The sequence below is a fragment of the Halobacteriovorax sp. ZH5_bin.2 genome (assembly GCF_043196375.1).
In the GTDB taxonomy this organism is placed as follows: Bacteria; Bdellovibrionota; Bacteriovoracia; order Bacteriovoracales; family Bacteriovoracaceae; genus Halobacteriovorax_A.
This window is the reverse complement of the sequence record NZ_JBEBMJ010000001.1, coordinates 389,726-413,412: the sequence shown is the minus strand read 5'-3', so window position 1 is coordinate 413,412 and position 23,687 is coordinate 389,726. Positions and strand designations below refer to the sequence as shown.

At 36.0% G+C, this 23,687-nt stretch carries 26 protein-coding genes; 9 read left to right on the top strand and 17 right to left on the bottom strand.

All coding sequences use genetic code 11. The features are described from left to right. Nucleotides 1-310: 310 nt before the first annotated feature. A complete protein-coding gene (locus ABMA76_RS02030) occupies nucleotides 311-1,366 on the top strand; it encodes a M4 family metallopeptidase (RefSeq protein WP_392912483.1) in 1,056 nt (351 codons plus the stop codon). A 14-nt stretch (nucleotides 1,367-1,380) separates the two neighbouring features. On the opposite strand, the gene ABMA76_RS02025 is transcribed toward ABMA76_RS02030, so the two are convergent. Next, nucleotides 1,381-2,700, bottom strand: coding sequence for a DEAD/DEAH box helicase (locus tag ABMA76_RS02025; protein ID WP_392912481.1), 1,320 nt, complete (start codon nucleotides 2,698-2,700; stop codon nucleotides 1,381-1,383). A 393-nt stretch (nucleotides 2,701-3,093) separates the two neighbouring features. On the opposite strand from ABMA76_RS02025, the gene ABMA76_RS02020 reads away from it, so the two are divergent. Beyond that, a complete protein-coding gene (locus ABMA76_RS02020) occupies nucleotides 3,094-4,071 on the top strand; it encodes a 2-hydroxyacid dehydrogenase (protein WP_392912479.1) in 978 nt (325 codons plus the stop codon). A gap of 2 nt (nucleotides 4,072-4,073) precedes the next feature. Here ABMA76_RS02020 and ABMA76_RS02015 read toward each other — a convergent pair whose 3' ends face one another. The 7 genes from ABMA76_RS02015 to ABMA76_RS01985 form a co-directional block, all read right to left on the bottom strand. Continuing rightward, nucleotides 4,074-4,892, bottom strand: a complete 819-nt coding sequence (locus tag ABMA76_RS02015) for a C1 family peptidase (protein ID WP_392912477.1) — start codon at nucleotides 4,890-4,892, stop codon at nucleotides 4,074-4,076. A gap of 311 nt (nucleotides 4,893-5,203) precedes the next feature. Next, complete coding sequence (locus ABMA76_RS02010) at nucleotides 5,204-5,635, bottom strand: thioredoxin domain-containing protein (RefSeq protein ID WP_393060756.1); 432 nt, start codon at nucleotides 5,633-5,635, stop codon at nucleotides 5,204-5,206. Between the two features lie 43 nt (nucleotides 5,636-5,678). Then, a complete protein-coding gene (locus tag ABMA76_RS02005) occupies nucleotides 5,679-6,941 on the bottom strand; it encodes an NCS2 family permease (RefSeq protein ID WP_392912473.1) in 1,263 nt (420 codons plus the stop codon). A gap of 37 nt (nucleotides 6,942-6,978) precedes the next feature. Next, entirely contained in the window at nucleotides 6,979-7,446 is a 468-nt protein-coding gene (locus ABMA76_RS02000) for a GNAT family N-acetyltransferase (RefSeq protein ID WP_392912471.1), read from the bottom strand. Next, nucleotides 7,436-8,278 carry an EamA family transporter gene (locus ABMA76_RS01995; protein WP_392912469.1) on the bottom strand — a complete coding sequence of 281 codons (843 nt, stop codon included), beginning with the start codon at nucleotides 8,276-8,278 and terminating at the stop codon, nucleotides 7,436-7,438. Before ABMA76_RS01995 ends, ABMA76_RS02000 begins: the two co-directional genes overlap by 11 nt. Before the next feature lie 16 nt (nucleotides 8,279-8,294). Continuing rightward, nucleotides 8,295-8,687, bottom strand: coding sequence for a MepB family protein (locus ABMA76_RS01990; protein ID WP_392912487.1), 393 nt, complete (start codon nucleotides 8,685-8,687; stop codon nucleotides 8,295-8,297). Nucleotides 8,688-8,719: 32 nt separating this feature from the next. Continuing rightward, nucleotides 8,720-9,628, bottom strand: a complete 909-nt coding sequence (locus ABMA76_RS01985; RefSeq protein WP_392912467.1) for a LysR family transcriptional regulator — start codon at nucleotides 9,626-9,628, stop codon at nucleotides 8,720-8,722. 89 nt (nucleotides 9,629-9,717) lie between these two features. On the opposite strand from ABMA76_RS01985, the gene ABMA76_RS01980 reads away from it, so the two are divergent. Then, the gene (locus tag ABMA76_RS01980; protein WP_393060754.1) at nucleotides 9,718-10,938 is read left to right on the top strand and encodes an NAD(P)/FAD-dependent oxidoreductase; all 1,221 of its coding nucleotides are present in this window, start codon (nucleotides 9,718-9,720) and stop codon (nucleotides 10,936-10,938) included. On the opposite strand, the gene ABMA76_RS01975 is transcribed toward ABMA76_RS01980, so the two are convergent. Beyond that, nucleotides 10,928-11,374 carry a YiiD C-terminal domain-containing protein gene (locus ABMA76_RS01975; RefSeq protein WP_392912463.1) on the bottom strand — a complete coding sequence of 149 codons (447 nt, stop codon included), beginning with the start codon at nucleotides 11,372-11,374 and terminating at the stop codon, nucleotides 10,928-10,930. The two genes, ABMA76_RS01980 and ABMA76_RS01975, sit on opposite strands and share 11 nt — an antisense overlap. A gap of 146 nt (nucleotides 11,375-11,520) precedes the next feature. Between ABMA76_RS01975 and ABMA76_RS01970 the strand changes: the two genes are divergently transcribed. Further along, nucleotides 11,521-12,162 (top strand): hypothetical protein, encoded by a 642-nt coding sequence (locus ABMA76_RS01970; protein ID WP_392912462.1) that lies wholly within the window; start codon nucleotides 11,521-11,523, stop codon nucleotides 12,160-12,162. Nucleotides 12,163-12,176: 14 nt separating this feature from the next. Here ABMA76_RS01970 and ABMA76_RS01965 read toward each other — a convergent pair whose 3' ends face one another. From ABMA76_RS01965 to ABMA76_RS01945, 5 genes are all read right to left on the bottom strand, one after another. Continuing rightward, entirely contained in the window at nucleotides 12,177-12,629 is a 453-nt protein-coding gene (locus tag ABMA76_RS01965; protein ID WP_392912485.1) for a YaiI/YqxD family protein, read from the bottom strand. Between the two features lie 11 nt (nucleotides 12,630-12,640). Next, nucleotides 12,641-14,020, bottom strand: a complete 1,380-nt coding sequence (dbpA, locus tag ABMA76_RS01960; protein ID WP_392912460.1) for an ATP-dependent RNA helicase DbpA — start codon at nucleotides 14,018-14,020, stop codon at nucleotides 12,641-12,643. A 90-nt stretch (nucleotides 14,021-14,110) separates the two neighbouring features. After that, nucleotides 14,111-14,863, bottom strand: coding sequence for an arylamine N-acetyltransferase (locus tag ABMA76_RS01955; protein ID WP_392912459.1), 753 nt, complete (start codon nucleotides 14,861-14,863; stop codon nucleotides 14,111-14,113). Continuing rightward, nucleotides 14,847-15,317 (bottom strand): DMT family transporter, encoded by a 471-nt coding sequence (locus ABMA76_RS01950; RefSeq protein ID WP_392912458.1) that lies wholly within the window; start codon nucleotides 15,315-15,317, stop codon nucleotides 14,847-14,849. The genes ABMA76_RS01955 and ABMA76_RS01950 overlap by 17 nt, the downstream gene beginning before the upstream one ends. A 54-nt stretch (nucleotides 15,318-15,371) precedes the next feature. After that, nucleotides 15,372-15,959 carry a Crp/Fnr family transcriptional regulator gene (locus ABMA76_RS01945; RefSeq protein WP_392912456.1) on the bottom strand — a complete coding sequence of 196 codons (588 nt, stop codon included), beginning with the start codon at nucleotides 15,957-15,959 and terminating at the stop codon, nucleotides 15,372-15,374. 257 nt (nucleotides 15,960-16,216) lie between these two features. On the opposite strand from ABMA76_RS01945, the gene ABMA76_RS01940 reads away from it, so the two are divergent. After that, complete coding sequence (locus tag ABMA76_RS01940) at nucleotides 16,217-18,610, top strand: methyl-accepting chemotaxis protein (protein WP_392912454.1); 2,394 nt, start codon at nucleotides 16,217-16,219, stop codon at nucleotides 18,608-18,610. 41 nt (nucleotides 18,611-18,651) lie between these two features. Here the strand turns inward: ABMA76_RS01940 and ABMA76_RS01935 are convergent, their stop codons facing one another. From ABMA76_RS01935 to ABMA76_RS01925, 3 genes are all read right to left on the bottom strand, one after another. After that, a complete protein-coding gene (locus tag ABMA76_RS01935; protein WP_392912451.1) occupies nucleotides 18,652-18,792 on the bottom strand; it encodes a hypothetical protein in 141 nt (46 codons plus the stop codon). A 46-nt stretch (nucleotides 18,793-18,838) separates the two neighbouring features. After that, the gene (locus ABMA76_RS01930; protein ID WP_392912449.1) at nucleotides 18,839-19,582 is read right to left on the bottom strand and encodes a helix-turn-helix domain-containing protein; all 744 of its coding nucleotides are present in this window, start codon (nucleotides 19,580-19,582) and stop codon (nucleotides 18,839-18,841) included. A 129-nt stretch (nucleotides 19,583-19,711) separates the two neighbouring features. Next, nucleotides 19,712-20,083, bottom strand: a complete 372-nt coding sequence (locus ABMA76_RS01925; protein ID WP_392912447.1) for a rhodanese-like domain-containing protein — start codon at nucleotides 20,081-20,083, stop codon at nucleotides 19,712-19,714. A 108-nt stretch (nucleotides 20,084-20,191) separates the two neighbouring features. On the opposite strand from ABMA76_RS01925, the gene ABMA76_RS01920 reads away from it, so the two are divergent. The 4 genes from ABMA76_RS01920 (at nucleotide 20,192) to ABMA76_RS01905 (ending at nucleotide 23,677) form a co-directional block, all read left to right on the top strand. Next, nucleotides 20,192-20,725 carry a hypothetical protein gene (locus tag ABMA76_RS01920; protein WP_392912445.1) on the top strand — a complete coding sequence of 178 codons (534 nt, stop codon included), beginning with the start codon at nucleotides 20,192-20,194 and terminating at the stop codon, nucleotides 20,723-20,725. 69 nt (nucleotides 20,726-20,794) lie between these two features. Beyond that, nucleotides 20,795-21,766, top strand: a complete 972-nt coding sequence (locus ABMA76_RS01915; RefSeq protein ID WP_392912443.1) for a cytochrome-c peroxidase — start codon at nucleotides 20,795-20,797, stop codon at nucleotides 21,764-21,766. 98 nt (nucleotides 21,767-21,864) lie between these two features. Then, the gene (locus tag ABMA76_RS01910; protein WP_392912441.1) at nucleotides 21,865-22,953 is read left to right on the top strand and encodes a methyl-accepting chemotaxis protein; all 1,089 of its coding nucleotides are present in this window, start codon (nucleotides 21,865-21,867) and stop codon (nucleotides 22,951-22,953) included. Between the two features lie 217 nt (nucleotides 22,954-23,170). Further along, complete coding sequence (locus ABMA76_RS01905) at nucleotides 23,171-23,677, top strand: hypothetical protein (protein WP_392912440.1); 507 nt, start codon at nucleotides 23,171-23,173, stop codon at nucleotides 23,675-23,677. Nucleotides 23,678-23,687 lie beyond the last annotated feature (10 nt).

Below are 23,687 nucleotides of genomic sequence, written 5' to 3'. Positions count from 1 at the left end.
AAGAGTAGTGAATGTGAATTTGGTACGTCGATACTTTTCGCATAAACAGCTACTTAGCGAACGACTTCCGCCAATATTGACCATATTTTCGCATTTATCACTCTAGATCGATGAAAGAAGCTAAATATCTTGTGAAGAATACAGTTTTCAAATGCAAAAAGAAAAAAACCATCATTCAAAAGAATATAAGTCGTTAAAAATGCCAAAAGTATCGACGTACCGACAAAAGAGATTGCCTGTAGTTTTTACAAAATACTGAAATTATATTTATATAAGTTGCGACTCATATTTAGATTCCTTATAAGAACGTATGTATCTATTATTAGCTCTTGTATCTATTTTCATATCGCTTAGGGCTTTTCCTTATAACTTTGCTAATCAATTTAAAGATCACCGTATGGTCACATGTCATAGTAAAGATTCTCAAGGTCAGATTCAGGTGTTTGACGTTGTTGAAAATATTTATACTGCTCAACAATACCTTCACTCCAAAGAATATAAAGTTACAACTACTACAGGTCACAGCAATGGCAACCTAAACAATGATCCATTGTATTTCCTCTCTGATGATTTTTGGGGAGTACCAGGAAAAATTGTACAATCACAAAATTGCTTATTCTCAAATCCTGCTCTCGTAGATACTCATGTTAACACTATAAAAACAATAAGGATCGTAAAAGAGCACCTAGGGTTTAATAGCTTTGATAATAAAGGGGCGGAAGTAATTTCAGTGCTTTTAAAAAAGGGCTCATTTAATGATAATGCTAAGTGGTGGGATAAAGATAAAAATATAATTACATTCGGGCAGAGTTCAGATATTTCAGATCACACACACTTGTCTTCAAGTATTGGAATCGTTGCCCATGAATTTGCTCATGGCATGTTAGCAAATACAATAGAACTTGCTTCCGATGGTGACCAGGGATCACTCAATGAAGCATTTGCAGATATTATCGGTGTTTTTGTTTGCTTTAAAAATAATCCAAGTGCAGATTGCTATCAGTTAGGACATGAAGCATATATTGGTCAGGGTAATTGCTTACGTGATATTTCAAACCCAGAACAAAATGATCAAGCAAGTAACTTTGACGAATACAAGCCTAATGGCCCTAATGTTTATTATAATGCAGGCATAGTAACGAATGCTTTTTATCTCTTGTCTGAGGGAACAGCTGAATTTGAGGGTGTAGGATATGAAGTTGCAACTGAAGTTTTTTTCAATACTTACATGAAATATCTTAATAAGAGTTCAACTATCAGGGATATAAAGTTGGCAACAGTTAAATATTTAAATGAAGATCAAGACTTAAATCATAAGCAAACACTTAAAACCCTTCTTTCTGTATGGAAGCATATTGGGCCATAAAAGAAGCAATCCCACTAACCTATTTTAATCGACTTCGCTTTACTTGCAGCACGTCTGCGTCTCGCACTTCTTTGTTGATTATTCGACTTACTCGTCTTATTGCCTTTAGACTTCCCACCACTTCTTGAAGATGACTGCTTCTTCTTTTCTGGACGTCGATTATTTTGGGGTTGTGCAGGAGCTCCTGCGACACCATGAAACGGGTGATCCTTATCTTGAGGAATTTGATACTTAATTGTTTTCTCAATATCCTTTAAAAGATTTTTTTCTGTGTCATCACAAAATGAAATAGCAACTCCATCTCGGCCAGCTCTTGCTGTTCGCCCGATTCTGTGAACATAACTCTTTGGATCATCTGGAAGATTGTAATTAATGACGTGAGTGATGTGAGAAACATCAATTCCTCGAGCAGCAATATCTGTGGCAACAAGAACTCTAATGTCACCTTTTCTAAATCCACCGAGTGCCTTCTCACGTGCACTTTGCGATTTGTTCCCATGAATGGCCGCGGCCGTAATTCCCACTTGTTCAAGATGTTTTACGACACGATTTGCTCCATGCTTTGTTTTTGTAAAAACAAGCACGTGCTCAATTGTTTGATCTTCTAAAATACTTTTTAAAAGTTTTGGCTTATTTGTTTTATGAACGAAATTAATTTTTTGATCAATTCTTTCGACAGTTGTTGACTCTGGAGTAACCTCTACTTTCTTTGGCTTCACAAGAAGCTTCTTTGATAGGTTCACAATATCTTGAGGCATTGTTGCTGAAAATAATAGAGTCTGTCTCTTCTTTGGAAGCTTAGCAATGATCTTATTTACATCGCGAATAAAGCCCATATCAAGCATACGGTCGGCTTCATCAAGTACAAAGGTTTCAAGTTGAGTAAATTTGATATGATCATCACCCATGAGATCTAAAAAGCGACCTGGAGTTGCAATAATGACATCCATTCCCTTCTTTAACTGTTGTATCTGAGGTCTTGGTTTAACTCCACCAAATATAACCGTACTTTTTATGCCTAGGCCTTTTCCGTACTCCTCGATATTTTCATGAATCTGTGACGCTAATTCTCTCGTAGGAGTAAGAATTAAAGTTCTCATATGTCTTGGCTTAGTTTTTACTTTATTAGAGCCTAGGTTATTCAAAATAGGCAATGAGAATGCCGCTGTTTTACCTGTACCAGTCTGGGCAATACCTAAGATATCTCCACCTGTTAATAAGTGAGGGATTGAGCCCGCCTGAATTGGAGTTGGTTTTGAATATCCTTTCTGCTTAAGACTTGAAAGAATTTCTGGTAATAGATTAAGAGTATCAAATGAATTGATTGATGACATAGTAAATATCCCTGCTTTTAGCGTTAGTGCCAGTGCTTAATCCAAATACTAGCAGTGGCGAATATTTAAAATGTATCTAGATCAATACCCTTCATCTCTTTATTTATGGTACAAGTCAATCTTTAATAAGCATATTGTAATGTATATTATCTAATCCCCTACATAGAGGAGCATTAGAAAGAATATTCTGAACCTTTACTCGTTACAAATACAACAATCTTCAATAATAACAGAGTTATCTGGTTTTATTGCCGGTTATTGAGCAAAAGACTGTAGAGAAATTAAAGATAGTAATTCCACTTTAAGATTATAAGTTACAATTTTAACAAATTTAGTATCATATACTAGACATAAATTAATGTCGTTTAATAGATACGTTAACGAGAGAGAACTATGAAGATAATTGTTTTTAGTACCCACAATTTTGAAAAAGAATATTTATTAAAGCAAGCGAGTGGGCACAATATAACATTCATCAAAGAGCAGCTTAATCCAGAAACAGCCCCACTTGCCAAAGGTCATGATGTCGTTTGTGTTTTTACAAATGATAAAGTGAATAAAGAGGTACTAGACCAGCTAAGTGACTTTGGTATTAAATTGATCACTCTACGATGTGCGGGCTTTAATAATGTCGATCTTGACTATGCTAAATCTAAGTCCATCCCAGTAACAAGAGTGCCAGAATACTCTCCTCAGGCCATTGCTGAGCATACGATGGCAATGATTCTAACTTTAAATAGAAAAACTCATAAGGCGTATAACCGCGTTAGAGAAAGTAATTTTAACCTCGATGGCCTTGTCGGCTTTGACCTCTATAAGAAAACGATTGGAGTCATTGGTACGGGAAAAATAGGAAAGGCCTTTTGTAAGATAGCCCTTGGTTTTGGATGCCGAGTTCTGGCGTTTGACCTATCAAAAGACTCTGAGTTAGAGAAGCTGGGTGTTGAGTATGTTGGATTTGATGAGATTTTAAAAGAATCGAAGATCATCTCTCTTCATATTCCTCTTAATAAAAACTCATACCATCTCATAAATGAAGTAAATATTTCGAAGATGCAAGATCGTGTCGTCTTCATCAATACAAGTCGTGGTGGACTCGTCGACACAAAGGCCCTTATAAAAGGCTTAAAAGAGAAGAAAATTTTAGCAGCCGGTCTTGATGTATATGAAGAAGAGGAAAACCTATTCTTTGATGACCATTCTCAGGATGTACTCCAAGACGATGATCTTGCAAGACTAATGACTTTCCCAAATGTTCTAATTACTTCTCATCAGGCTTTCTTAACTCATGAGGCATTAAGTAATATTGCGCAAACTACATTTGAAAGTATTAATTCGATTGAGAGTCAGAATTTTAAATATCTTGTTTGATATTATTTTCTGATATCGGCCAAAAAGCGGTCCCATCTAAATGAGATGGGATCAACTGCGTGCTTCATGACATAGTCATAAGACATATAGCCATAGCCTTCATCTCCCCACTCACTTGACCAGCTATTTTTAAATTGAAAGATTCTCTTTTCTTTATCAAAACCAGTAAAGTGAATTGCATGGCCATAGCAGGCCACTTCACCCGACTCGCATTTTGCAAAAGTTTCATCAGGAAGTGTAACATGGGCATTTTCCCAAAGTGGAGAATAAACTAGAACTGTTGCAACAAGGCCATTACCGCTTCTAATTTCATCTTCGTATAAATCTGTTTTAGATTTCCAAGAACTCCACAAATTTGTGACCATTTTTACTTCTAACCCATCCATCTTTACTCTCTTAAGTGAGCTAGTATCGACCGGAGCATGAGAGAAGCAATAAGATGGCGCACTTTCATCGAATGGATCGTATTGTGAGCAAGGGCCATTATTTTCAAAATAACTCATTTGGTAAGGAAGCTGGACCTCCTCGATAAAGAAATATTGATTGCGAAAGTTACGTGCAATTTCGTAAGTATATCCATGCTCAGCATTTGAATATTCACCAAAATGCTCTTTCCCATAGTAAATTTGAAATTGCTCTGAAATATCAAATTCCATATCAAATCTCTTCTTAATAGCACCCTCAAGCATGGCCGTTACCGCAAAGTATGCACATGTATTTCTGTCTTTTTGGTTCTTCACTGGAGTTTGATATTGTCTAATCGACACCATTTCAGCGTTAACACCAAGAGATAATAATAGGCTTAAGATTATGATTTTCATGAATTTCCCTTCTTTATTCTCGCTGAATTTAATAGAAAGGAAGAGCTTCTTCAAACGACTTCTAAGGAATCAGTTACTTTTACAATATTGTTGAACTGTAAAGACTTGAAAATATGTACAAATAAGAGAGCCTCCACTTAAGGAGGCTTCGAAATTATTAAATAATGATAGTTCCTAAATAGTTAAACATGATACGCTCCTAAATTTATCCATCTTGATCGATGATGAATAAATGATAGCTCATACAAAGGAAACGCTAAACAACTGAATTCAAAGTACCAAAATGTGGAACTAATCCAAGTTGTTAGTTTTTAAAAATTAGAAAGCATTTGATCCAAGTGCACACCTTGTAAAACTCCACTTTGTGAATGTGCAAGTTTGGCCTCTTTAAAAATCAGAGTGGTCGGGATTCCACGAATGCCATACTTTACAGAGATCATTGGATTCTTTTCTGTATCAATTTTATAAAATTCAGCAGATTGCCAATTCTTTTGTGCAAATTCAGTAAAGATAGGTCCATACATTTTACAAGGGCCACACCAGTCAGCATATGCGTCAACAAAAACAGGAAGATCTGAATGCTGAATAATCTTCTCTAGCTTATCAAAGGTAATACTTTGAACCTTTGCATTTGTATCTAAATCTTTAGAGCACTTTCCACATACTGCTCCACTGGCCGAAAGCTTTGTTGTATCAATTCGATTAATTGCACCACATGAGTCACAGATAATAATTTTCTTCATTTAATTCTCCTCACTTAACTATATCAAAGAGTATTGGCTTTAATTAGTGAAAAATAATATATAAACAAGCGACAATAGAAAGTAAGCACTCAGTTAGACTTATGTCCTTTATGCGTCCAGCTACAATATATAAAATAGTATGAACAAATAATCCCCACATAATACCCGTTGTAATTGAGAAGCTCAGTGGAATAAGAACAATACATAAGAATGCAGGAATCATTTCTTCAAATTTTTCAAAGTTTATAGATGTGATATTCTTAAACATGAGAATACCAACAAAAATAAGAACAGGAGCTGTTGCATAGCTTGGAATGGACTGTGCAAATGGAGCAAGAAAGAGAAAAGGAAGAAAACAGATTGCTGTAATAATTGATGTTAATCCTGTGCGGCCACCAACACTTACGCCGGCCGAACTTTCAACAAAAGTTGTCGTCGTTGATGTTCCAAAGAATGCAGAAAAGAGAGTCGCAAGCGCATCTACAGTTAGGGCCTGTTTCATATTCTTTATTTCACCCTTTTCATTTTTAAGATTAGCTGTCTCAGCAACTCCAATAAAAGTCGATAAAGAATCAAAAAGATCAGTCATCATAAGAGTCAAAATACTTGGAATATAGGCAATCTTTAAGGCGCCTATGATATCCGCTTGCATAAAGTAGCTAAAGTCAGGATTTGCAAAGAAACTTTTAGGAAGAGTTGATTTGCCAAAGAGTGCTCCTAGTGTCCAAGTAAAAAGTATGCCTATCAAAAGACTTCCCGGAATATTCTTTTTAAATAATGCAATAATAAGAACAAAGCCAAGTATTACGGCAGTCCCCTCACTTGAAAGAGGTGCAGTTTGAACAAGAGTCACTGGATGATCAATGATGATACCAGTATTCTTAAGCCCAATAAATGCAAGGAAGATTCCAATCCCAACGGCCATGGCCATTCTTAAGTTCTTTGGAATCGATTTTACAAGCTTTTCTCTAAATGGCGTCACTGACAAGATAACAAAGACTACACCTGACCAAAAAACTAAGCCTAAGGCTTGTTGCCAAGGTATTTTCTGATCGAGGATTAAAGTATAAGTAAAGAAAGCATTAAGTCCCATTCCTGGAGCGAGGGCAAAAGGAAGCTTTGCAATGAGCCCCATAAGAAGAGTTGCAACAAAGCTTGCCAAGATCGTTCCTGTCATGACCGCAGAAAAAGACATTCCTGTGCCATCTGAAGATAAGATGAGTGGATTGACAAAAATAATATAACTCATCGTTAAGAAGGTTGTTATTCCTGCTATGACTTCCGTGCGAATACTATTTTCTTTCATATATGTATTCTATCATTTAAGTTTAGGACAAAAAAACTTAAATATATTTACACATACGATAATTAATAAAATCTACACCACGTAGAGTCACTACTTGCTTATTCATGATCTCAAAACCCATTTTCAAAAAGAAAGGTTTTGCAGTGATACTGGCTTCAAGAAAGAGCTTTTGAATAGCATAAGATTTAGCACATTTTTCAATTTCAAGATAAAGCTTCTCACCTACTCCTTGTCCTATATGATCTGAAGAGATGTAGAAGCGGTCGATATGACCATTTAATTCAATATCACTAAAGCCTGCAATCACTTGATCGACTTCGATAATAAAGACTTCTCGGCTAGAGAAAGAGTCGCGCCACTCATTGAGATCACGATCGTTGGGGGCCCAAGCATTTACTTGAGTCGAATTATAGTCATTTATATTAACAGTATGGATAGTCTTGTTAAATAGCTTAAGTAATTCGAGACTATCATCTTCTCTATATTTTCTGATACTAATACTCATGGGCCTTCCTATTTTCGATTAAAATACCACAAACAATAATGAAGGCCCCGAACAAGAATGATATCCATTGAATCCTTGCTCCCCAGAAGATGACGTTAACAAGAATAGCTGCAGGTATAACTGCATTATTCATAACAGCAAGCTCCCCATAAGAAACTAATTTAGCTCCGGTGTTCCAAAGGTAGTAGCACACACCAGAGGCGACAAAACCAAGCCACAGTAAAACTCCCCATTGCAAAGTTGAAATTTGAGAAAGATCAACAGTTGGCCTTGAGATTAAAACGAAAGAAATTGGAATTAGAGCACCTAAGAAGAACAGTGCAAAATTCTGCATTTGATTTTGATCTGAAGCTATCTTTCGATAAAGTACCTGCCCAACTCCAAAAGAAATATTTGCTCCCTGAACCAGCAAGAAGCCAATTATATAGTCATTAGAAATATGACTCCATTTCATAATGGCAGCACCAATGACAACTAAGAGAACACTAATGAGTTGTCTTAAGACAAATCGTCTTTCAATGATATTTCCGATGATTGAAATAATTAGTGGTGTCGTCACTGTAAAGAGGGCCACTTCAGAGACAGTTAAGAACTTAAACGAGTTATAATAAAATAAGTACATCACACCAATCTGGAGTGTTCCGATAAGCATCTTTTTGAGAGATTCCACTTTGAAGAAATTTTTAAAATTAAAAAATGGAACAAAGACTATGAATGCAAATAAGAGTCTAAGAAAGATGGCAAGATAAGTGTCCATCTTACCTGCGATATACTGACCTATTAAACTAAATGAGAACGCCCACAAGACGGTGACAAGTATTAACCTCTTCATTCAGTAATACTAGCTTCTAACTAATCGCTTGAAAAGTTCCAGTGAAGAAATAATCGAGTTGCCATTTTTGTGAACTGATTGCCTGTTTACTAGTAGGTTGATCCCATTTTGGGTAAAGGCGAAAGCCACGCTTTCCTTCTTTACCTGCACTAGAAAGTATCCCTTTTTTAACTAGGGCATCTTTTGGAAATAAGAAGTAACCCTGTTCACTTTCCGTATCACAAATAATGACGACATAATCGAGGGAGTCCTTCGAGTGATAAGGAATGGTCTTTCCACCAGAGTCTCTTTTCCACAAAGTAACAAATTGTCCAACTTTCTTAGGGGTGACTTTAGAACAACGTTGAATATAGTGCTTGCCTTCATATGTATATGAACAACCATTATATTCCTGCGCTTCTTCATGAATAATACATGAATCGAGTTTTTCACTTACCTTTTTTATGTCAGTCTCTCCGATAAAAATTCTTCCAATACTTCTAACTTCTTTGAACTAGAAGGTTTTCTTGAAGTTAGAAAGAATAAGCTGTGTGATGGAAGCTCCCAACTCTTAAATAGCTCAATCAATTCACCACTTTGAATTTGTTCATCAACTAAATAGCGAGGAACATTTAAAATTCCAACACCTAGCTCACAGGCCTTTATGAGTGACATCAAATTATTCGATTTATATGAGCCTTGTACTTGAATATGACTGATTTTCTGTCCTTTCTTAAAGCTCCAGATAAAGGGACTATCACCTCTTAAGTATAACAAACAATTATGCTTACTAAGAGATTCAAGACTCGTTGGCCTTTTAAAATGATCAATATAATTAGGAGAAGCACAGATAACACGGTCAATCTGAGTGACTCTTTTCATATATAAAGAGGAGTCCTTTAATTGAAAGGCGGTTCTAATACTTAAGTCGATATTATGCTCTACTGGATCAAGTACACGATCCGTTAAGATGAGATCAATCTCAACATAAGGGTAATGTAGTTGAAACTCAGCAAATATTGGGGCCAAGAAGCTCTGACCAATTGTTGTCGGAGCAGTAATACGGATTACTCCCTTTACCGAATCAACAACTCCATGGAGCTGTTCTTCTAAGTGATTTAATTCCTCTAGCAGATTTTTGGACTTCTCTAGTGTTATTAGCCCCTCTTCAGTAAGAACAAAAGATCGAGTCGTTCTTTTAAAAAGTACAACTCCAAGATAATTCTCTAACTTCTGAATCTCTTTAGTTATATTTGAAGCAGATGTTCCTAAAATCTTCGAAGCTTTTGCAAATGTCCCCTCTCGCGCAACAACAATTGCAACTTGTAGCGCATATAAACGGTCAAATGTTGTTTTTTCAATTATTTCCATATTGGAAATAAATTATTTCAAATTAGCTATATTGTTTCAACTACAAAGTTGATTTAAATTTGGCATGTAGCAGTTCAAGGGGGTCCATAATGAAAAAAATAAAAGTAGTAATCATAGGAGCAGGCTTTGCTGGAATTGCTTTGGCCAAAGGACTTGCCAATAAAGATTCATTTGAAGTTGTTATCCTAGACAAGAAGAATCACCATCTATTTCACCCTCTCCTCTATCAAGTTGCCTCGGCTTCTCTCTCGCCAGGTGATATCTCAATGCCAATACGTGAAATTTTATCACATGCAAAAAATATCAAAGTGCATATGCAAGAAGTTGTTTCCATCGATAAAGATATTAACGTTGTAAAATGTAAAAGTGGTGATAAGTATCAATATGACTACCTTGCTGTAGCAACAGGATCAAGACCTTTCTACTTTGGTAATGATAATTGGAAGAAGAATGCACCAGGATTAAAGACACTAACTGATGCTCTCAATATTCGAGACCGTGTCCTTGATTCATTTGAAAAAGAAGAGATAAAGCTTAATGAAAAAGAAAAGAAACTAAATATTGTTATCATCGGTGGTGGCCCTACTGGAGTAGAATTAGCTGGTGCTTTTGCTGAGGTCGCATATAAAACACTTGTAAACGAATACCATGACTTCGATCCCAAGCTAACTAAGATCTATCTCATTGAAGGGGGGCAGCAGATTCTTTCTAGCTATACTCACCCGATTTCCGAAAAGGCAAGAAAGTACCTAGAAGATCTTGGAGTAAAGGTTTTAACAGATGAGGTTGTAGAGGATATTGGTGACGACTATGTGCAAACTAAGAATCAAAGAATTGAATCGAAAAATATCATATGGGCAGCAGGTAATCGTGCAACAAAATTAATCTCTAAGCTTGGTGTCAAACAAGATCGAATGGGACGGGCCGTCGTTGAAAAAGATCTAAGCTTAAAAGATTATCCTAATATTTTTATTTTAGGAGATGCTGCAAGTTTTAAGTCTCAAGATGGTAGCCCACTTCCCTCTCTTGCCCCAGTCGCTGCTCAACAAGGAAAGCATCTGGCCCAGCAATTATTAAAGGATAGGCGCTTTGTCTTCAAATACCTAGACAAAGGCTCGATGGCAACTGTGGGCAAATATAAGGCGGTGCTAGAGTGGAAAGGAATAAAATTAACGGGACCAATTGCTTGGCTTGCTTGGAGTCTTGTTCATATATTCTTCTTAATCAACTTTAGAAATAAGGTCATGGTCTTTATGCAGTGGGCGTGGTCACTTATTTCTAACAAAAGAAGAATACGAATTATAAAGTAGCGACAAAGCGGCCCTTAAAACTTGCTCTTATGCTGTCTCCTACCATGATTTTCGAGTGAACATTTAAGCGGCCAATCTTTCGGCGCTTAAGTGATCGAATGAAGCTAGCAACTGAAGCTTCATCAATTTCTGCCACAGCTTCAAAGTCTGAATCAACTGGCATAAGATAATCGATTTCACTATTTTGAATAACAAGGGATTTAAAATCAATATCGTGAATTTTCATCGTATGATGAGTTAGGAGGTAGCAAGAAAGGATTGCAAGAGTGTTGATACTTCCACCAAATGCTGTTCCTTCATAGTTTATATTCTTATTTAAAGGAGCTTTTAGTACGATTTTCTGATCTTCTACAGTCTTAATCTCAAGGTTCATTTCTGAGACGACAGGAATCGACTCTAGTAGATCACGCATATATTGTTCGGAAATCTCTTTCATTTCAACTACCTCCACTCTCCATATTATAGCATAAATACCTAATATCACTTCTGTCCAATATTAGAACAGGCCCTCTTTTTTTCACTTTTTTACTCCTGACTTAGGTAATTAGTTAAGATATTCAAAATAATTTAAGAGGACGATATATGAAGAAATTGATAATACCACTAACAATCCTACTTTCTTTCTCAGCTCTTGCTAATTCGCAAGCCGACTCGCAGGCCCTCAGGGATATGCGATTTAACATCAAACCAAATATGATGCTGGCACAAGAAGATTCTTATTCAAGAATGGCCAAAGAGTATGTTGCACTTTCTGAAAAGTACAAAGATATCGTAATTGGAGATAGTGAGGAGTCGGCTCAAGCTGCCTCGATCTTCTTTGAAAAATATATTAAGAATAGCGAAGAAAGACCACAGGACTTTAAAGTCTTAGGATTAAGTCGCAAGTCGGCCCTTTTCTTATCTAACTCTAGATCAGACTATTTCATCGAAAACGATGACCCTTGTAGTGCGCTTCACAATCAAGGTGATATTTCAAATAAATGGTGCCATGCCGGCTTCTCTAAGGTTGCCTATGCTGTGGCCAAAGAAAATGGCCTAGGAGAATTTCTTTCGCAAGGTGCAGGGCTTCTAGTTTTTGTAATCAAAGAATTTGGTGATAAGAATTATGATTTCTCAGATATTAACACTGCTCCAATTGGCGGAAAGATTGGAGAAAACACAGAAGTTTACACGACTTTCATGTTAGATGGTGCAACTTACTTTGAGTTCCTTACGAGATTCTAGAGAATCAAGGATATTTACTTATATCCTTTCTTAGAGAGAATTTTATTTAATGAGTTTGCGAAATTTGCTTTATCCTTGACTCCAAACGAGTCAGGGCCGCCAGTGATAACACCACCATCTCTAAGCTCTTTCATAAAGTCACGCATAGACAAACGCTCACCTATATTTTCTTCGTCATATAGCTCACCTCTAGGATTAATAGCAAGTACTCCATTCTTAACGACTTCTGCTGCCAGAGGAATATCAGCAGTAATAACGAGATCCTCATCTTTGGCGTTTTCAGCAATGTACATGTCAGCGACATCGGCACCACTTTCAACTTTAACAAAGGAAATTAATTCGTGAAGAGGAATATTCATATAAGAGTTGGCCACTAAAACTAGTGGAATTTGCAGACGAATTGCTGTCTTGAAAAGAACTTCTTTTACGGCCTTTGGACAGGCATCAGCATCGACCCAAATCTTCATTTCTTTACTCATTAAAGAAATCCCAACTTAAATCTTCTCTTCTTAATTTTTCCTTTTCGAAGACTGTGAACAACATGCTTAATTAGATCAGCTTTTACAGCAACATAGCTCATATTCTTTGTTACTGATATATCACCAATATCTTGAGAATCAATACCAGACTCACCAACAATTGCTCCCACAAAATCGCCTGGCCTTAATTTATCTCTTTTTCCTGCATGAATATAGATAGTCGCCATCTCTGGCCTAATATTATATTCACCAGCATCATCAAAGGCATCAGGTTTAATAACTTCATAGTTTCGTGCCTGATACTCTTTTATACTTTCTAAGCTGTCTGCTTCTTGTTCGACAAAGAAGCTTACGGCCCTTCCTTCATTACCAGCTCGTCCTGTACGACCAATACGGTGAACATAGACTTCAGGATCATTTGATAAGTCAAAGTTAATAACGAGATCTAGATCTTTAATATCAATTCCTCTGGCCGCAACATCTGTTGCCACGACACCAGAAAGACTCTTATTTGAGAACATTGTAAGAACAGCAGTCCTTTCATTTTGATCAAGATCACCATGAATAGATTCCACGGCTACACCAGATTTATGAAGTTCATCAGCAACGACGTCTGTAATTTTCTTTGTTTTACAAAAGATAATGAAACGCTTGGCCTGGTACTTACCTAAGACTTTAAGAAGCATCGTCATCTTATCTTTATGAGAATCTAGCTTAATGAATTCTTCTTTTATATTTGTTTCTTCGTGAGCGACATCAACGCTTAGCCTAACGGCATCGTTTTGAAGTCTTTTACTAAGCTCTTCAATATCATCAGGAAATGTAGCGGAAAAAAGCAGGGTCTGTCTTTGTTTTGGCACAAATGCTGAAATACGAGAAATATCTTCATAAAATCCCATATCAAGCATTCGGTCTGCTTCATCAAGAACATAGTTTTTAACAAAATCAAGAATAAGAACTTTTCTTTTTAAAAGCTTCAGTATCCTTCCAGGAGTTCCAACAATAATATGGGCCCCATGAGAGAGGGACTTTTCTTGGTGGTACTCAGATCTTCCACCAGTGATGGTTAATACTTTCATATTAGCAATTGAGCGAGCAAGTTTTCTCAACTCCATCGCCACCTGCTCTGCAAGCTCACGAGTTGGGCATAAGATCAGACACTGAGGTCTCGTTTGTTTAATATCAATAGAATTTAGTACGCCTAGTCCAAAGGCCACAGTTTTGCCACTTCCAGTTTTGGCCTGAGCGATAATATCTTTCCCCTCGAGAATAATGGGTAAAGACTTTTCCTGAATAGGTGTCATCGTCTCAAATTTCAAATCATTAAGGTTACTTTTTAATCTCTTATCTATTTTTAAATTAGTGAAGCTATTGCTCATATGCTTATTATCTCTTTTTTTACGTTTTATTAACTCATTAGTCTCTTTTTATGCGCTTCCCGTCAACCAAAAGAATTTAAGCAAAGCACCTTAAGAAAACTTACTAACAATATCGAAAAGATAATGACACTCTTCTTTTGTAAAGTTAACACTGAATGCATCGACTATAGTCTCATAGAGCCCATCTGCTGAGTTAATTTCAATATTTTTACGATCATTTTCACTAATTTCAGAATATAACAAATTGCTAATAAATCTTGTTCCACTTTCAGTTTGTTGAGAGAGAACAAGAGATGTCGTAAATTTTGAATCATCATGTGTATTGGTATAGTAATTTGCCACTTTAAAGTCAGCATCATTATAATTAGCAAGGTTGAATTGATAGAGAGAAAAGAAACCATCTTTCTTTTCAACCTCTAATTGATAATCAATCTCATTTATTTTTGTAACTCGATACACTCGATTATTAAAGCTCTCAACCTCTTCTCCACTCAAAGGTATAGCTGCTCCAGGAGTATAAGGGCCAAAGCCAACATCGACTAGATATTGCTTATTATCAATCGTAATGACTGTAGCCTGATGAGATCTAGGCTTATCATCTGATGTATCTCCATAGACTACTCGACCGAGAACTCTCCTAACCTTGTTTCCACCTTCTTTTAATTGTGTATAGAAGTATTGATTATTTTCAAAGCAATAGCCTCCACGTTTTCTTACAATTAACTTATCGTGAAGACTTTCAGTATCGAGTTTTAAAATGGCCCTATTACTAATTAATATATCAATATTATTGAAAGTATTTTCAACTAAGAATTTTTTGATTTCATTATTTAACTGTTTCATTAATTGCACTCCAATTGATTAAATAGACTCCAGTAAATAAGAAGGCCACGCCAAGAACTTTATAGCGATTTATTTCAATCACAGGTAGCTCAAAAAAACCGAAATGAGAGACAATCATTCCCGTAATAATTTGTCCCGTGATTATACCACTTAGTACTTTTGAGACCCCTAATATTGGCATAAGCCAATAAACTAAAGTTAGACCGATAATACTTAAGATACTTCCAGTAATCCAAAGGTGCAAAGGAATCCCTTTTAAAACCTGTATGCTTGGAGCCTTAAGTCGTGTGCTTAAGAATATCACGATCATGAAGACGGCACTAAAGAAATAAAGCACAAAAGAGGAAAAGAAAGGATTCTGTGTATACTTAGAAAGTTGGCCATTTAGACTACTTTGTAAAAGTATAAGGCCCCCAGATAAAATAGATAGTAGAACTAAAGCAAAGTTTGTCATGTCCTTACTATATAGAAATATCGGAGCGACTTCCTTTACATATGTTGAAAAGAGTCAATTAATAGACTTTCTTATTCGGCTCAATTGAGTTGGCGTAATTCCAAGCTTCGATGCTAAGTGATAAAGAGGAACTCGTTTTGCTAGGCCAGGGTTTTCTTCAATAAACGAGAGGTAGCGCTCTTTAGCTTCCCCATCCAGAAGAGAGATTTCAACAGGCTCTTTCTCTTTTACCCAATGCCTTTCAAGATACTTGATATGGTACCACTTTAAGTCTTCATATTTATCTAGTAGCTGGCGATATTTGGCATGATCAATTTCTACTAGAATTGAATCCTCTAGTGTTTCGATACAGATCTCTGAAGAGCTCTTATCAAGTGAGGCCACTACTGCAGCTGGAAACCTTCCTTCATCAAAGAAATTCTTATTAACTTCCTTGGCGGCTTCATCCTGGCCCATCGAGTAGGCCCTAACAAGACCTTTATAAACAAAGTAGAACTTAGAAGGAATATCGCCAAAGTCGACTAAAACAGTCCCTTTTTTAAACGACTTCACACTAAAGGCTTCTTGTAGTTCATCCCAACAATCACTTGATAGTTCGTGGTATGAATTCATGACTTCATTTAAAAAACTTATGGCTTCCATAGCAAAGATTTTAATGATGAAACTAAGCTCAGACAATAGTCTTGCTAGAGCTTAATAATTTTTGCTTAGAGTTTTTTTATAATATAAATCAGGAATTTTTACCAAAAATCTTCTAACTAACAGTTATTAAAGGGGTTAAACAGCTTCAACAAAAACTATCTATAAAGAAAATGCCAATATATTCTATAAAGTTATTTAGAAAATACTCGATAACTCAGTTAACAATATTATTTTATGCTAATAAAAAAGGATAGTTAATGAGTATTAGTAAATTTTCCCTAAACAAAAAATTGGTTCTCGGGTTCTTATTGGCGGGCCTACTACCTTCATTAACAATAACATTCGTCGTTCTTAACAATGTCGACAAGACACTAAATAAGAATGCTGAAAATATGCTTATTTCGATACGTGAAGGGCGAAGCTTTCAACTCGAAGAATTATATAAGACAATGGGCGGCCAAGTCTCGGCGCTGGCCCAGAATATTTCAACTATTGCTGCTGCAAGAAAGTTCAAAAAATCTTTCCAGACTTATGAAATAGAAACGAGAACAGATTTTAATGCTGCAAAATCAGCACTCACATCTTTCTATGCCAATGACTTTGGCAGCCAATATAATAAAACAAATATTGGGAAAGAATTTGATAGGACAAGTGAGATTATTAGTGAGTTAAGCAAGAATGAATTACTTCTTCAGAACGCCTTTATTAGCTCTAATAACAATCCTCTTGGTTCAAAAGATGCGCTAGTTTCACTTAAAGATGGATCAAATTACTCTAAGACACATGAAAGATATCATGATGCATTTCGTACATATTTAAATAAGTTTGGTTATTACGATATTTTTCTAATTGATGCGCAAAAAGCCGAAGTTATTTACTCTGTCTACAAAGAAGCTGACTTTGCGACAAACCTTAAAACCGGTCCCTATGCAAACTCGGGCCTAGCTCAAGCATACAACTTAGCACTTAATGCTAAATCTAAAGATGCAATCTTCTTCACTGATATTCAAAAATACTACCCAAGTTATGAAGCACCTGCTCAGTTTATCTCAGCACCAATCTATGAGGATGATCAAATAAGTGCAGTGCTAGTTTTCCAAGTTCCTGTTGCTAAGATCAATCAGATATTAACAAGTGGTGAAAAGTGGAAAGAACAAGGTCAAGGGGACTCAGGAGAAACTTATATTATCGGTAAAGATAAAGTGATGAGAAGTGTCTCGAGAGCTCTTGTTGAAGACGAATCTAACTTCTTTAAGACGATGCATAAAGTAGGACTAAGCGAAAGTGCTATCAATTATATGAAGTCGAAGAAAACATCTGCCCTTGCTGCTAAGATTGAGACTCTTGGAGCAGATCATGTTGTAGGCGGAAAAACTGGAGCTGAAATTTTTGAAGATTATCGTGATGTAAATGTTATTAGTGCATTTAAGCCACTAAATATTGCAGGACTTGATTGGTATATCCTAAGTGAAATGGATGAAGATGAAGCACTGGCATCACTTTATACAGTAAGAAAAGTAATCATGACTTTAATTACAATTTCTGGAATTGCAATTTTGTTTCTTGCCCTAACATTTTCAAAAGCGATCTCTAATAGTCTTGTGAAACTTGCAGAAGGACTTAAGCTTGGAGCACATAATGTTCTAAACTCGGCAAACGCTCTTGCACAGAGTTCATCTGATCTCTCTTCTGCAACAGAACAACAAGCGGCCAGCCTACAAGAGACCTCTGCTTCAATTACTGAAATTTCAGCGATGGTCGATAGAAACTCAGAAAATGCTAGTACAACTTCTGAGCTTTCTGAGAAGAGTCAAGCTAAAGCACAACAAGGTAAAGAGTATGTTAGCAGTGTAAAGCATAAGATTGAAGATATTCACAAAAATAATGAAGTTCTAATTCAAAGTGTAGAAGAAAACAATGTTGAGATTCAAAATATTACAAAAGTAATTGATGAAATCTCAGAAAAAACAAAAGTTATCAATGATATTGTTTTCCAAACTAAGCTACTCTCTTTCAATGCTTCTGTTGAGGCTGCAAGAGCTGGAGAGCATGGAAAAGGATTTGCTGTCGTAGCAGAAGAAGTTGGTGCCCTCGCAGCGATGAGTGGTACAGCGGCCCAAGAAATTACAGAACTACTAGAACGAAGTATAGGACAAGTACACCGTACTGTTGAGAACTCTAAATCTAAAATGTCTGGAATTATCGAGCATGGTAAAAAGTCTGTTGACGAAAGTTTAGTTGAGATTAAAACATGTGACTCTGTCTTAAGTGAAATTCTAGAAAGCTTTAACGAAGTTAATAGCTCCGTTAGACAAATTGCTGCTTCATCAACTGAGCAATCAGCAGGTGTAAACGAAATCACAACAGCAGTTCAACAGCTTGACGCAGTAACGCAACAAAATACATCCGTTGCGCATACTTCTTCATCAAAGGCGGCAGAACTTAAAGAGCAATCAAATGACCTTTCAAGAATTGTCGAAGATATTCAAATGATTGTATTTGGTCAAAATGTTTCAGATGCGCAGCCGGTAGCGGCAAGTCCGGTGAAGCCAGTGATCAAGATGCCATTTGCTAAAAAGAAGAAAAATTTAGAATTAGTTGATGCAGATTCAATTAGTGCAGATGACGCAAGATTTAAAGATGTAATATAAGAGATAGCGCCACGTAAGTGGCGCTTTTTTTCTATATTCTATTAAGACTCAAATTTTACACTGATATTCATTTTAGAAGCATCCTTAGGCTCTAGAATAAGATAGACATCATCCTCACCTATAACTCGTCCCTCTATTTTTAAATTCTTATCATCTTTTATTTCGACAACAAGGTCCTTCATTACTTTAATGGTCTTTTCTTTTTCATTAACTTTGATTTTGAATTATTTACTTAGAGAATACGTAGTCTGATGCCCTAAAATCAGTGGCCAGATAAGACATAAAAGTTATATTTTCAAGCTTCTCACTTCCATAAAGAAGCTCCTCTCTCTTTGACCTCTTAGCAAATTCTAATTGTAAATCATCAAGGGCCTTAAGATAGTCAGTAACTGACTCTTTTTTTAAATAAAGACTTCCTCTAGATCCACGTGAAGTTTTTTGCTCTAATTTGAATTGTTCTTGGGCGTATTCGAAGAAATATCGATCAATATCGAAGCTTACCAAAGCACCCAGTTTAGAAGAGATATTGATATCACTTCCTTTAAATAGTAGCTTTACTCGATCATTTTCTCCCAACTCAATAAGATTAACCTTATCTAAGCTTCTTAACATTGATAGAGACTTGCTCTTATCAAGACGGTGCTTTTTAACTACTTCCTTCCAATCTCCATCTTCAGAGAGTAGTTCAGTAAAGAAGTGATAGATAATTGGCTCTTTAAGGAATAAAGCTTCTTGTTTATTATCAAACTTTAGGGCCGATTCATTGGACTGCTGGGCAATCGAAAAGAGCTCTCCTAAGTTAATATTTAGAGCATCACATATTTGGTCTAATTTACTTATAGAACAGTCCTGACTTGCCATAAGCTTCTTAAGCCCAGACTCTGACATTTCAATTCTAGCGGCCAAGTCCTTATAATTAACCTTGCGGACTTTCATTACATCTTTTAGAGCTAAAAATACATCATTTCTCATTCCATTCTCCTTGCTAAGTAAGTTAATGAAGAGAAAATAGTTCACTCTTGAACTTTTTTAAACAAATACCACAAAAGTACCAAGAAACGGAACTCGAAAGTTAATTTAGGATAAAGTTTACCCTCATTTTTAATTTAGGATACGAGATAGAGCGTGAACACCACCAGCATTGACTACATTCTTAAAGCCTAGTCGCTTCAAGTGTAGTCTGGCCATCGAACTTCTTCCACCAGAGGCACAGTAGACAATCACAGCTTTGTTCTTATCAAGTTTTTCGTAATCAGAACCTAAGCGATCAATTGGAATATTTATTGAATTAGGAATTGAGAAGCCTTGAAACTCCCCTTCGCTTCGAACATCGACTAATTGATAATTATTCTCTTTTAATATTCTTTGAACTTCGTTCCTGGCCTTGAAAAAACGATAAACTCGCCACATGACAAAGGCAATAATAAAAACAAAAATCATATTGTGTCGTATAAATTGAATAAGTTCTTCCATATAAATCATCCTATGCCACTATCTTTAATAAATATTTGATGTAGGTCAAATATCATTTAACTATTTAAGTGTATCCTAACTTAAAGTTAAATAAAAAAGGAATTATATATGAAAACGATGACAGCTCTTTTTACAGCTATTCTCATGGCAGTGTTCTTTACTGGGTGCTCAACTTCACATAATGTTGAAAAAACACCAATTGTTACAACTTATGAAGAAGCAAAAGTTGTAAGTCACTTAGCTATTGCCCCACAACCAACAAAGCTTACTTTAAGTAAGGCCAAGAAAGATGGTTATGAAGTCGTAATAAATCTAAGAGGAAAAAATGAATTCAAGGGTTATGATGAAGAAGCAACAGCGAAGATGCTTAATCTTGAATATCATCAAATTCCTTTCTTCAATAAAGACAAAGAGATCGATGAAAGATCTTTAAGTAAGATCTCAAAAGTCATCAACAATAACAAAGACAAGAAGATCTATGTTCACTGCTCAAGTGGTAATCGTGCCGCTGCTTGGTACTTAACTCATCTCTATCAATACGAAGGACTATCAAAAGAAGAAGCGACTAATACGGCCAGAAAAGTAGGCTTAACAAAGGCCCCTTTAGAGAAGAAGGTTATTAATTTTCTAAATGAGAAATAATACCTATTTTAGAATTTAATAAATCCGATATAATGAGTTAATAACGCTATTTTTTAAGAGGGAGAAGACATGAAGAAGTGCATGCTTTTAGGTATGTTCGTACTTGCTATTAGTTGTAATAAGCAAGAGATTAAACAATTTGATGATAAGGGATTACTTTCAGAAGTCGATGGAGTTCTTTCTCCACTGCCTGCATCTTTAATTGATGCAAAATCTAATAAAGATCTTATTCACTTAGGAAAGACACTTTACTTTGAAAAGAAGCTATCAATAAATGACACGATTTCTTGTAATTCATGTCACAAACTCGACCAATTTGGAGTCGATAATCTTCCGACATCACCTGGTCACGACGGAACTCTTGGCGGGCGTAACTCTCCAACTGTTTACAATGCCGCCCTAAACTTCTTACAGTTCTGGGATGGAAGAGCAAAAGACGTCGAAGAGCAAGCACTAGGACCTATTCTAAATCCAGTTGAACATGGTTTAGCACATGCTTCAGATGCAATGAAGAAAATCGATACACAAGAATATCGTGCACTTTTTGAAAAAGCATTTGGTAACAAAGAAGCATTCAACTTTAACAATGTAGGAGTTGCTATTGGTGCTTTCGAAAAAACACTTCTAACGCCTAGTCGTTACGATGAATACTTAAACGGTGATCATTCAGCTCTAAGCTACCAAGAAAAAGTTGGGCTTAAAAAATTCAATGAGATTGGATGTACGACATGTCACGACGGTGCCAACGTTGGTGGTGGAATGTTTCAAAAGCTAGGGCTTGCTGAAGAGTACCCGACTAAAGATGAAGGGCGTTTTGAAGTAACGAAAAATGAAGATGACAAATTTTTCTTCAAGGTGCCAACTCTAAGAAATATCACAAAGACAGCTCCATACTTTCATGATGGAAGTGTCAAAACACTTGATGAGGCCATTACTATTATGGCCAAGCACCAGCTCGGTGTTGAAATCTCTGCAGAAGATAGAGAAAGCATTAAGGCCTTCCTTGGTTCACTAGAAGCTAAAGCTTTACCAAAACTATAAGTAAAAAAGGCGTGAGAAATCACGCCTTTTCTTCAATTTCCTGATAATAATCATCTAAATACCATTAAATTTATCTAGCCCAATCCGATAATATATTTATGGGAATTCTAAAATTTAAAACATATTTCAAAAAAGAAGAACTAGAAACACAACCGACTCAAGAGCATATTGAGCTTACTAATAAATTAGCAAGCTCCCAAGGGAAGGTTCAAGAGCTTGTCAGTGAGAATGAGTTTCTTTTGCAAAAAATTGCACTATTAGAAACAGAAAATTACAAACTTAAAGATGGGCTTTCACAAATTCAAAAGAATTTAGCTGATTCAGTTGGAAACAGCACCCAAGCACTAGATAGATTGACTGAGGTAGACGCTTCTTTTGACAGTATTAGAACAGACTCAAAAGAGATTCTTGAAGATGTCTCAAGCCTTAAGAACAATATGGAATACACTTCGAAATCTTCACTTAATATTGAAGAAGGTGTGAAAGATATTCTTGATGCAATTGAAGGAATTTCAACAATCGCCTTTCAATCTAAGTTACTCTCTTTTAACGCTTCTGTTGAAGCTGCTCGTGCAGGTGAAGTTGGAAAAGGTTTTACAGTTGTTGCAGAAGAAGTTCAAAAGCTTGCAACATCCACAACTGACTTACTTGAGAATATTAGAAGTAAAACAGATTCTTTTATCTCTATTTCAAAGCAACTTCAGAGTTCAGCAAACGAATCTCTTAATAAAACAAATCATATCAATGATAAAATTAATCAATTTGATGAAAGTATTTCTCAAACAACTGTTAAGAATAAAGATGCACTCTCAGATATTTCAGCAACAAATGATGAAGTATTCATGAGTTTAGCTAAGCTTGATCACGTTATTTGGAAAATAAATACTTATATTTCAGTCATCGAAGAAAGACCTGCCTTCAACTTTGTTGATCATCACAATTGCCGTCTTGGGAAGTGGTATTACGAAGGAGATGGAAAGGCCAGCTTCTCTCGCCTATCAAGCTTTCCTTGTATTGAAGGAGATCATGCGGCAGTTCACTCAGGAACAAAGGTTATTTTTAACTACCTAGACGATGTTAAAAATAATATCGATGTTATTACTGATGGCTTTCAGCAAATGGAAGACGCCAGTGAAGAAGTCTTTAGAGGACTTGATCGAATCCTGGCCCAAAAGAAAGAAAGTTAAAAATTTACTATTTTAACTTCTATAATATTTCAAAAGCTTGTCATTCTCTCTAAGGGTGGCAGGCCTAACATCGCAATTTAGGATTCACATCTTGTGAAAACATAGTTTGCTATATCGTGAAATTTTATTTACATAATTCTCACCACTACATAGTTTTAGTTTAGATTTTTAGAACACATGATTCGACAGAGTCAAACTAACTATAGGGAGAATTTAAATGAAAAAGTTAATTACACTAATTGCAGCACTACTTGTCTCAACGTCAGTCCTAGCAGGAATGCCTACTGAACATGACTCTTGGGAAACTATCAAAGACAACTTTATGAAAGTTACTTTCAATGAGCCTGCATTAAATCTAGATAATGGTGGCGCGATTTCTGTATTCTTCGCTTGTCTTGATGGAGACACAATTAGAACGAAGAAAATGCTTAAAAGATGTGTTGAGTGGCAACACCGTGGCGGAGATAGAGATAGTATCTGTACTGCTTATACAAGCTACTATGGAACAGCTGAAATCGTAACTGAAAGAGAAAGATGTGTACGTTGGTCACATCAAGGACAAAGAGATGGCCGTCAGTATTGTATGCAGTACGAAACATATACTTATACACACCCACTTTCATACGATATCGATGTACATAAAACACTTCACGGTAGAAGACATGACAATAAACTGGGTAGAAAACTATTCACGAAAAATTACACAATCGAAGCTTGTGAGTAATTAAAGTTGA

What these genes read in the sequence shown, in the direction of transcription:
- ABMA76_RS02030 (WP_392912483.1), top strand. Translation starts at nt 311, where the DNA reads ATGTATCTATTATTAGCTCTTGTATCTATTTTCATATCGCTTAGGGCT.
- ABMA76_RS02025 (WP_392912481.1), bottom strand. Translation starts at nt 2,700, where the DNA reads ATGTCATCAATCAATTCATTTGATACTCTTAATCTATTACCAGAAATT.
- ABMA76_RS02020 (WP_392912479.1), top strand. Translation starts at nt 3,094, where the DNA reads ATGAAGATAATTGTTTTTAGTACCCACAATTTTGAAAAAGAATATTTA.
- ABMA76_RS02015 (WP_392912477.1), bottom strand. Translation starts at nt 4,892, where the DNA reads ATGAAAATCATAATCTTAAGCCTATTATTATCTCTTGGTGTTAACGCT.
- ABMA76_RS02010 (WP_393060756.1), bottom strand. Translation starts at nt 5,635, where the DNA reads ATGAAGAAAATTATTATCTGTGACTCATGTGGTGCAATTAATCGAATT.
- ABMA76_RS02005 (WP_392912473.1), bottom strand. Translation starts at nt 6,941, where the DNA reads ATGAAAGAAAATAGTATTCGCACGGAAGTCATAGCAGGAATAACAACC.
- ABMA76_RS02000 (WP_392912471.1), bottom strand. Translation starts at nt 7,446, where the DNA reads ATGAGTATTAGTATCAGAAAATATAGAGAAGATGATAGTCTCGAATTA.
- ABMA76_RS01995 (WP_392912469.1), bottom strand. Translation starts at nt 8,278, where the DNA reads ATGAAGAGGTTAATACTTGTCACCGTCTTGTGGGCGTTCTCATTTAGT.
- ABMA76_RS01985 (WP_392912467.1), bottom strand. Translation starts at nt 9,628, where the DNA reads ATGGAAATAATTGAAAAAACAACATTTGACCGTTTATATGCGCTACAA.
- ABMA76_RS01980 (WP_393060754.1), top strand. Translation starts at nt 9,718, where the DNA reads ATGAAAAAAATAAAAGTAGTAATCATAGGAGCAGGCTTTGCTGGAATT.
- ABMA76_RS01975 (WP_392912463.1), bottom strand. Translation starts at nt 11,374, where the DNA reads ATGAAAGAGATTTCCGAACAATATATGCGTGATCTACTAGAGTCGATT.
- ABMA76_RS01970 (WP_392912462.1), top strand. Translation starts at nt 11,521, where the DNA reads ATGAAGAAATTGATAATACCACTAACAATCCTACTTTCTTTCTCAGCT.
- ABMA76_RS01965 (WP_392912485.1), bottom strand. Translation starts at nt 12,629, where the DNA reads ATGAAGATTTGGGTCGATGCTGATGCCTGTCCAAAGGCCGTAAAAGAA.
- dbpA (WP_392912460.1), bottom strand. Translation starts at nt 14,020, where the DNA reads ATGAGCAATAGCTTCACTAATTTAAAAATAGATAAGAGATTAAAAAGT.
- ABMA76_RS01955 (WP_392912459.1), bottom strand. Translation starts at nt 14,863, where the DNA reads ATGAAACAGTTAAATAATGAAATCAAAAAATTCTTAGTTGAAAATACT.
- ABMA76_RS01950 (WP_392912458.1), bottom strand. Translation starts at nt 15,317, where the DNA reads ATGACAAACTTTGCTTTAGTTCTACTATCTATTTTATCTGGGGGCCTT.
- ABMA76_RS01945 (WP_392912456.1), bottom strand. Translation starts at nt 15,959, where the DNA reads ATGGAAGCCATAAGTTTTTTAAATGAAGTCATGAATTCATACCACGAA.
- ABMA76_RS01940 (WP_392912454.1), top strand. Translation starts at nt 16,217, where the DNA reads ATGAGTATTAGTAAATTTTCCCTAAACAAAAAATTGGTTCTCGGGTTC.
- ABMA76_RS01935 (WP_392912451.1), bottom strand. Translation starts at nt 18,792, where the DNA reads ATGAAGGACCTTGTTGTCGAAATAAAAGATGATAAGAATTTAAAAATA.
- ABMA76_RS01930 (WP_392912449.1), bottom strand. Translation starts at nt 19,582, where the DNA reads ATGAGAAATGATGTATTTTTAGCTCTAAAAGATGTAATGAAAGTCCGC.
- ABMA76_RS01925 (WP_392912447.1), bottom strand. Translation starts at nt 20,083, where the DNA reads ATGGAAGAACTTATTCAATTTATACGACACAATATGATTTTTGTTTTT.
- ABMA76_RS01920 (WP_392912445.1), top strand. Translation starts at nt 20,192, where the DNA reads ATGAAAACGATGACAGCTCTTTTTACAGCTATTCTCATGGCAGTGTTC.
- ABMA76_RS01915 (WP_392912443.1), top strand. Translation starts at nt 20,795, where the DNA reads ATGAAGAAGTGCATGCTTTTAGGTATGTTCGTACTTGCTATTAGTTGT.
- ABMA76_RS01910 (WP_392912441.1), top strand. Translation starts at nt 21,865, where the DNA reads ATGGGAATTCTAAAATTTAAAACATATTTCAAAAAAGAAGAACTAGAA.
- ABMA76_RS01905 (WP_392912440.1), top strand. Translation starts at nt 23,171, where the DNA reads ATGAAAAAGTTAATTACACTAATTGCAGCACTACTTGTCTCAACGTCA.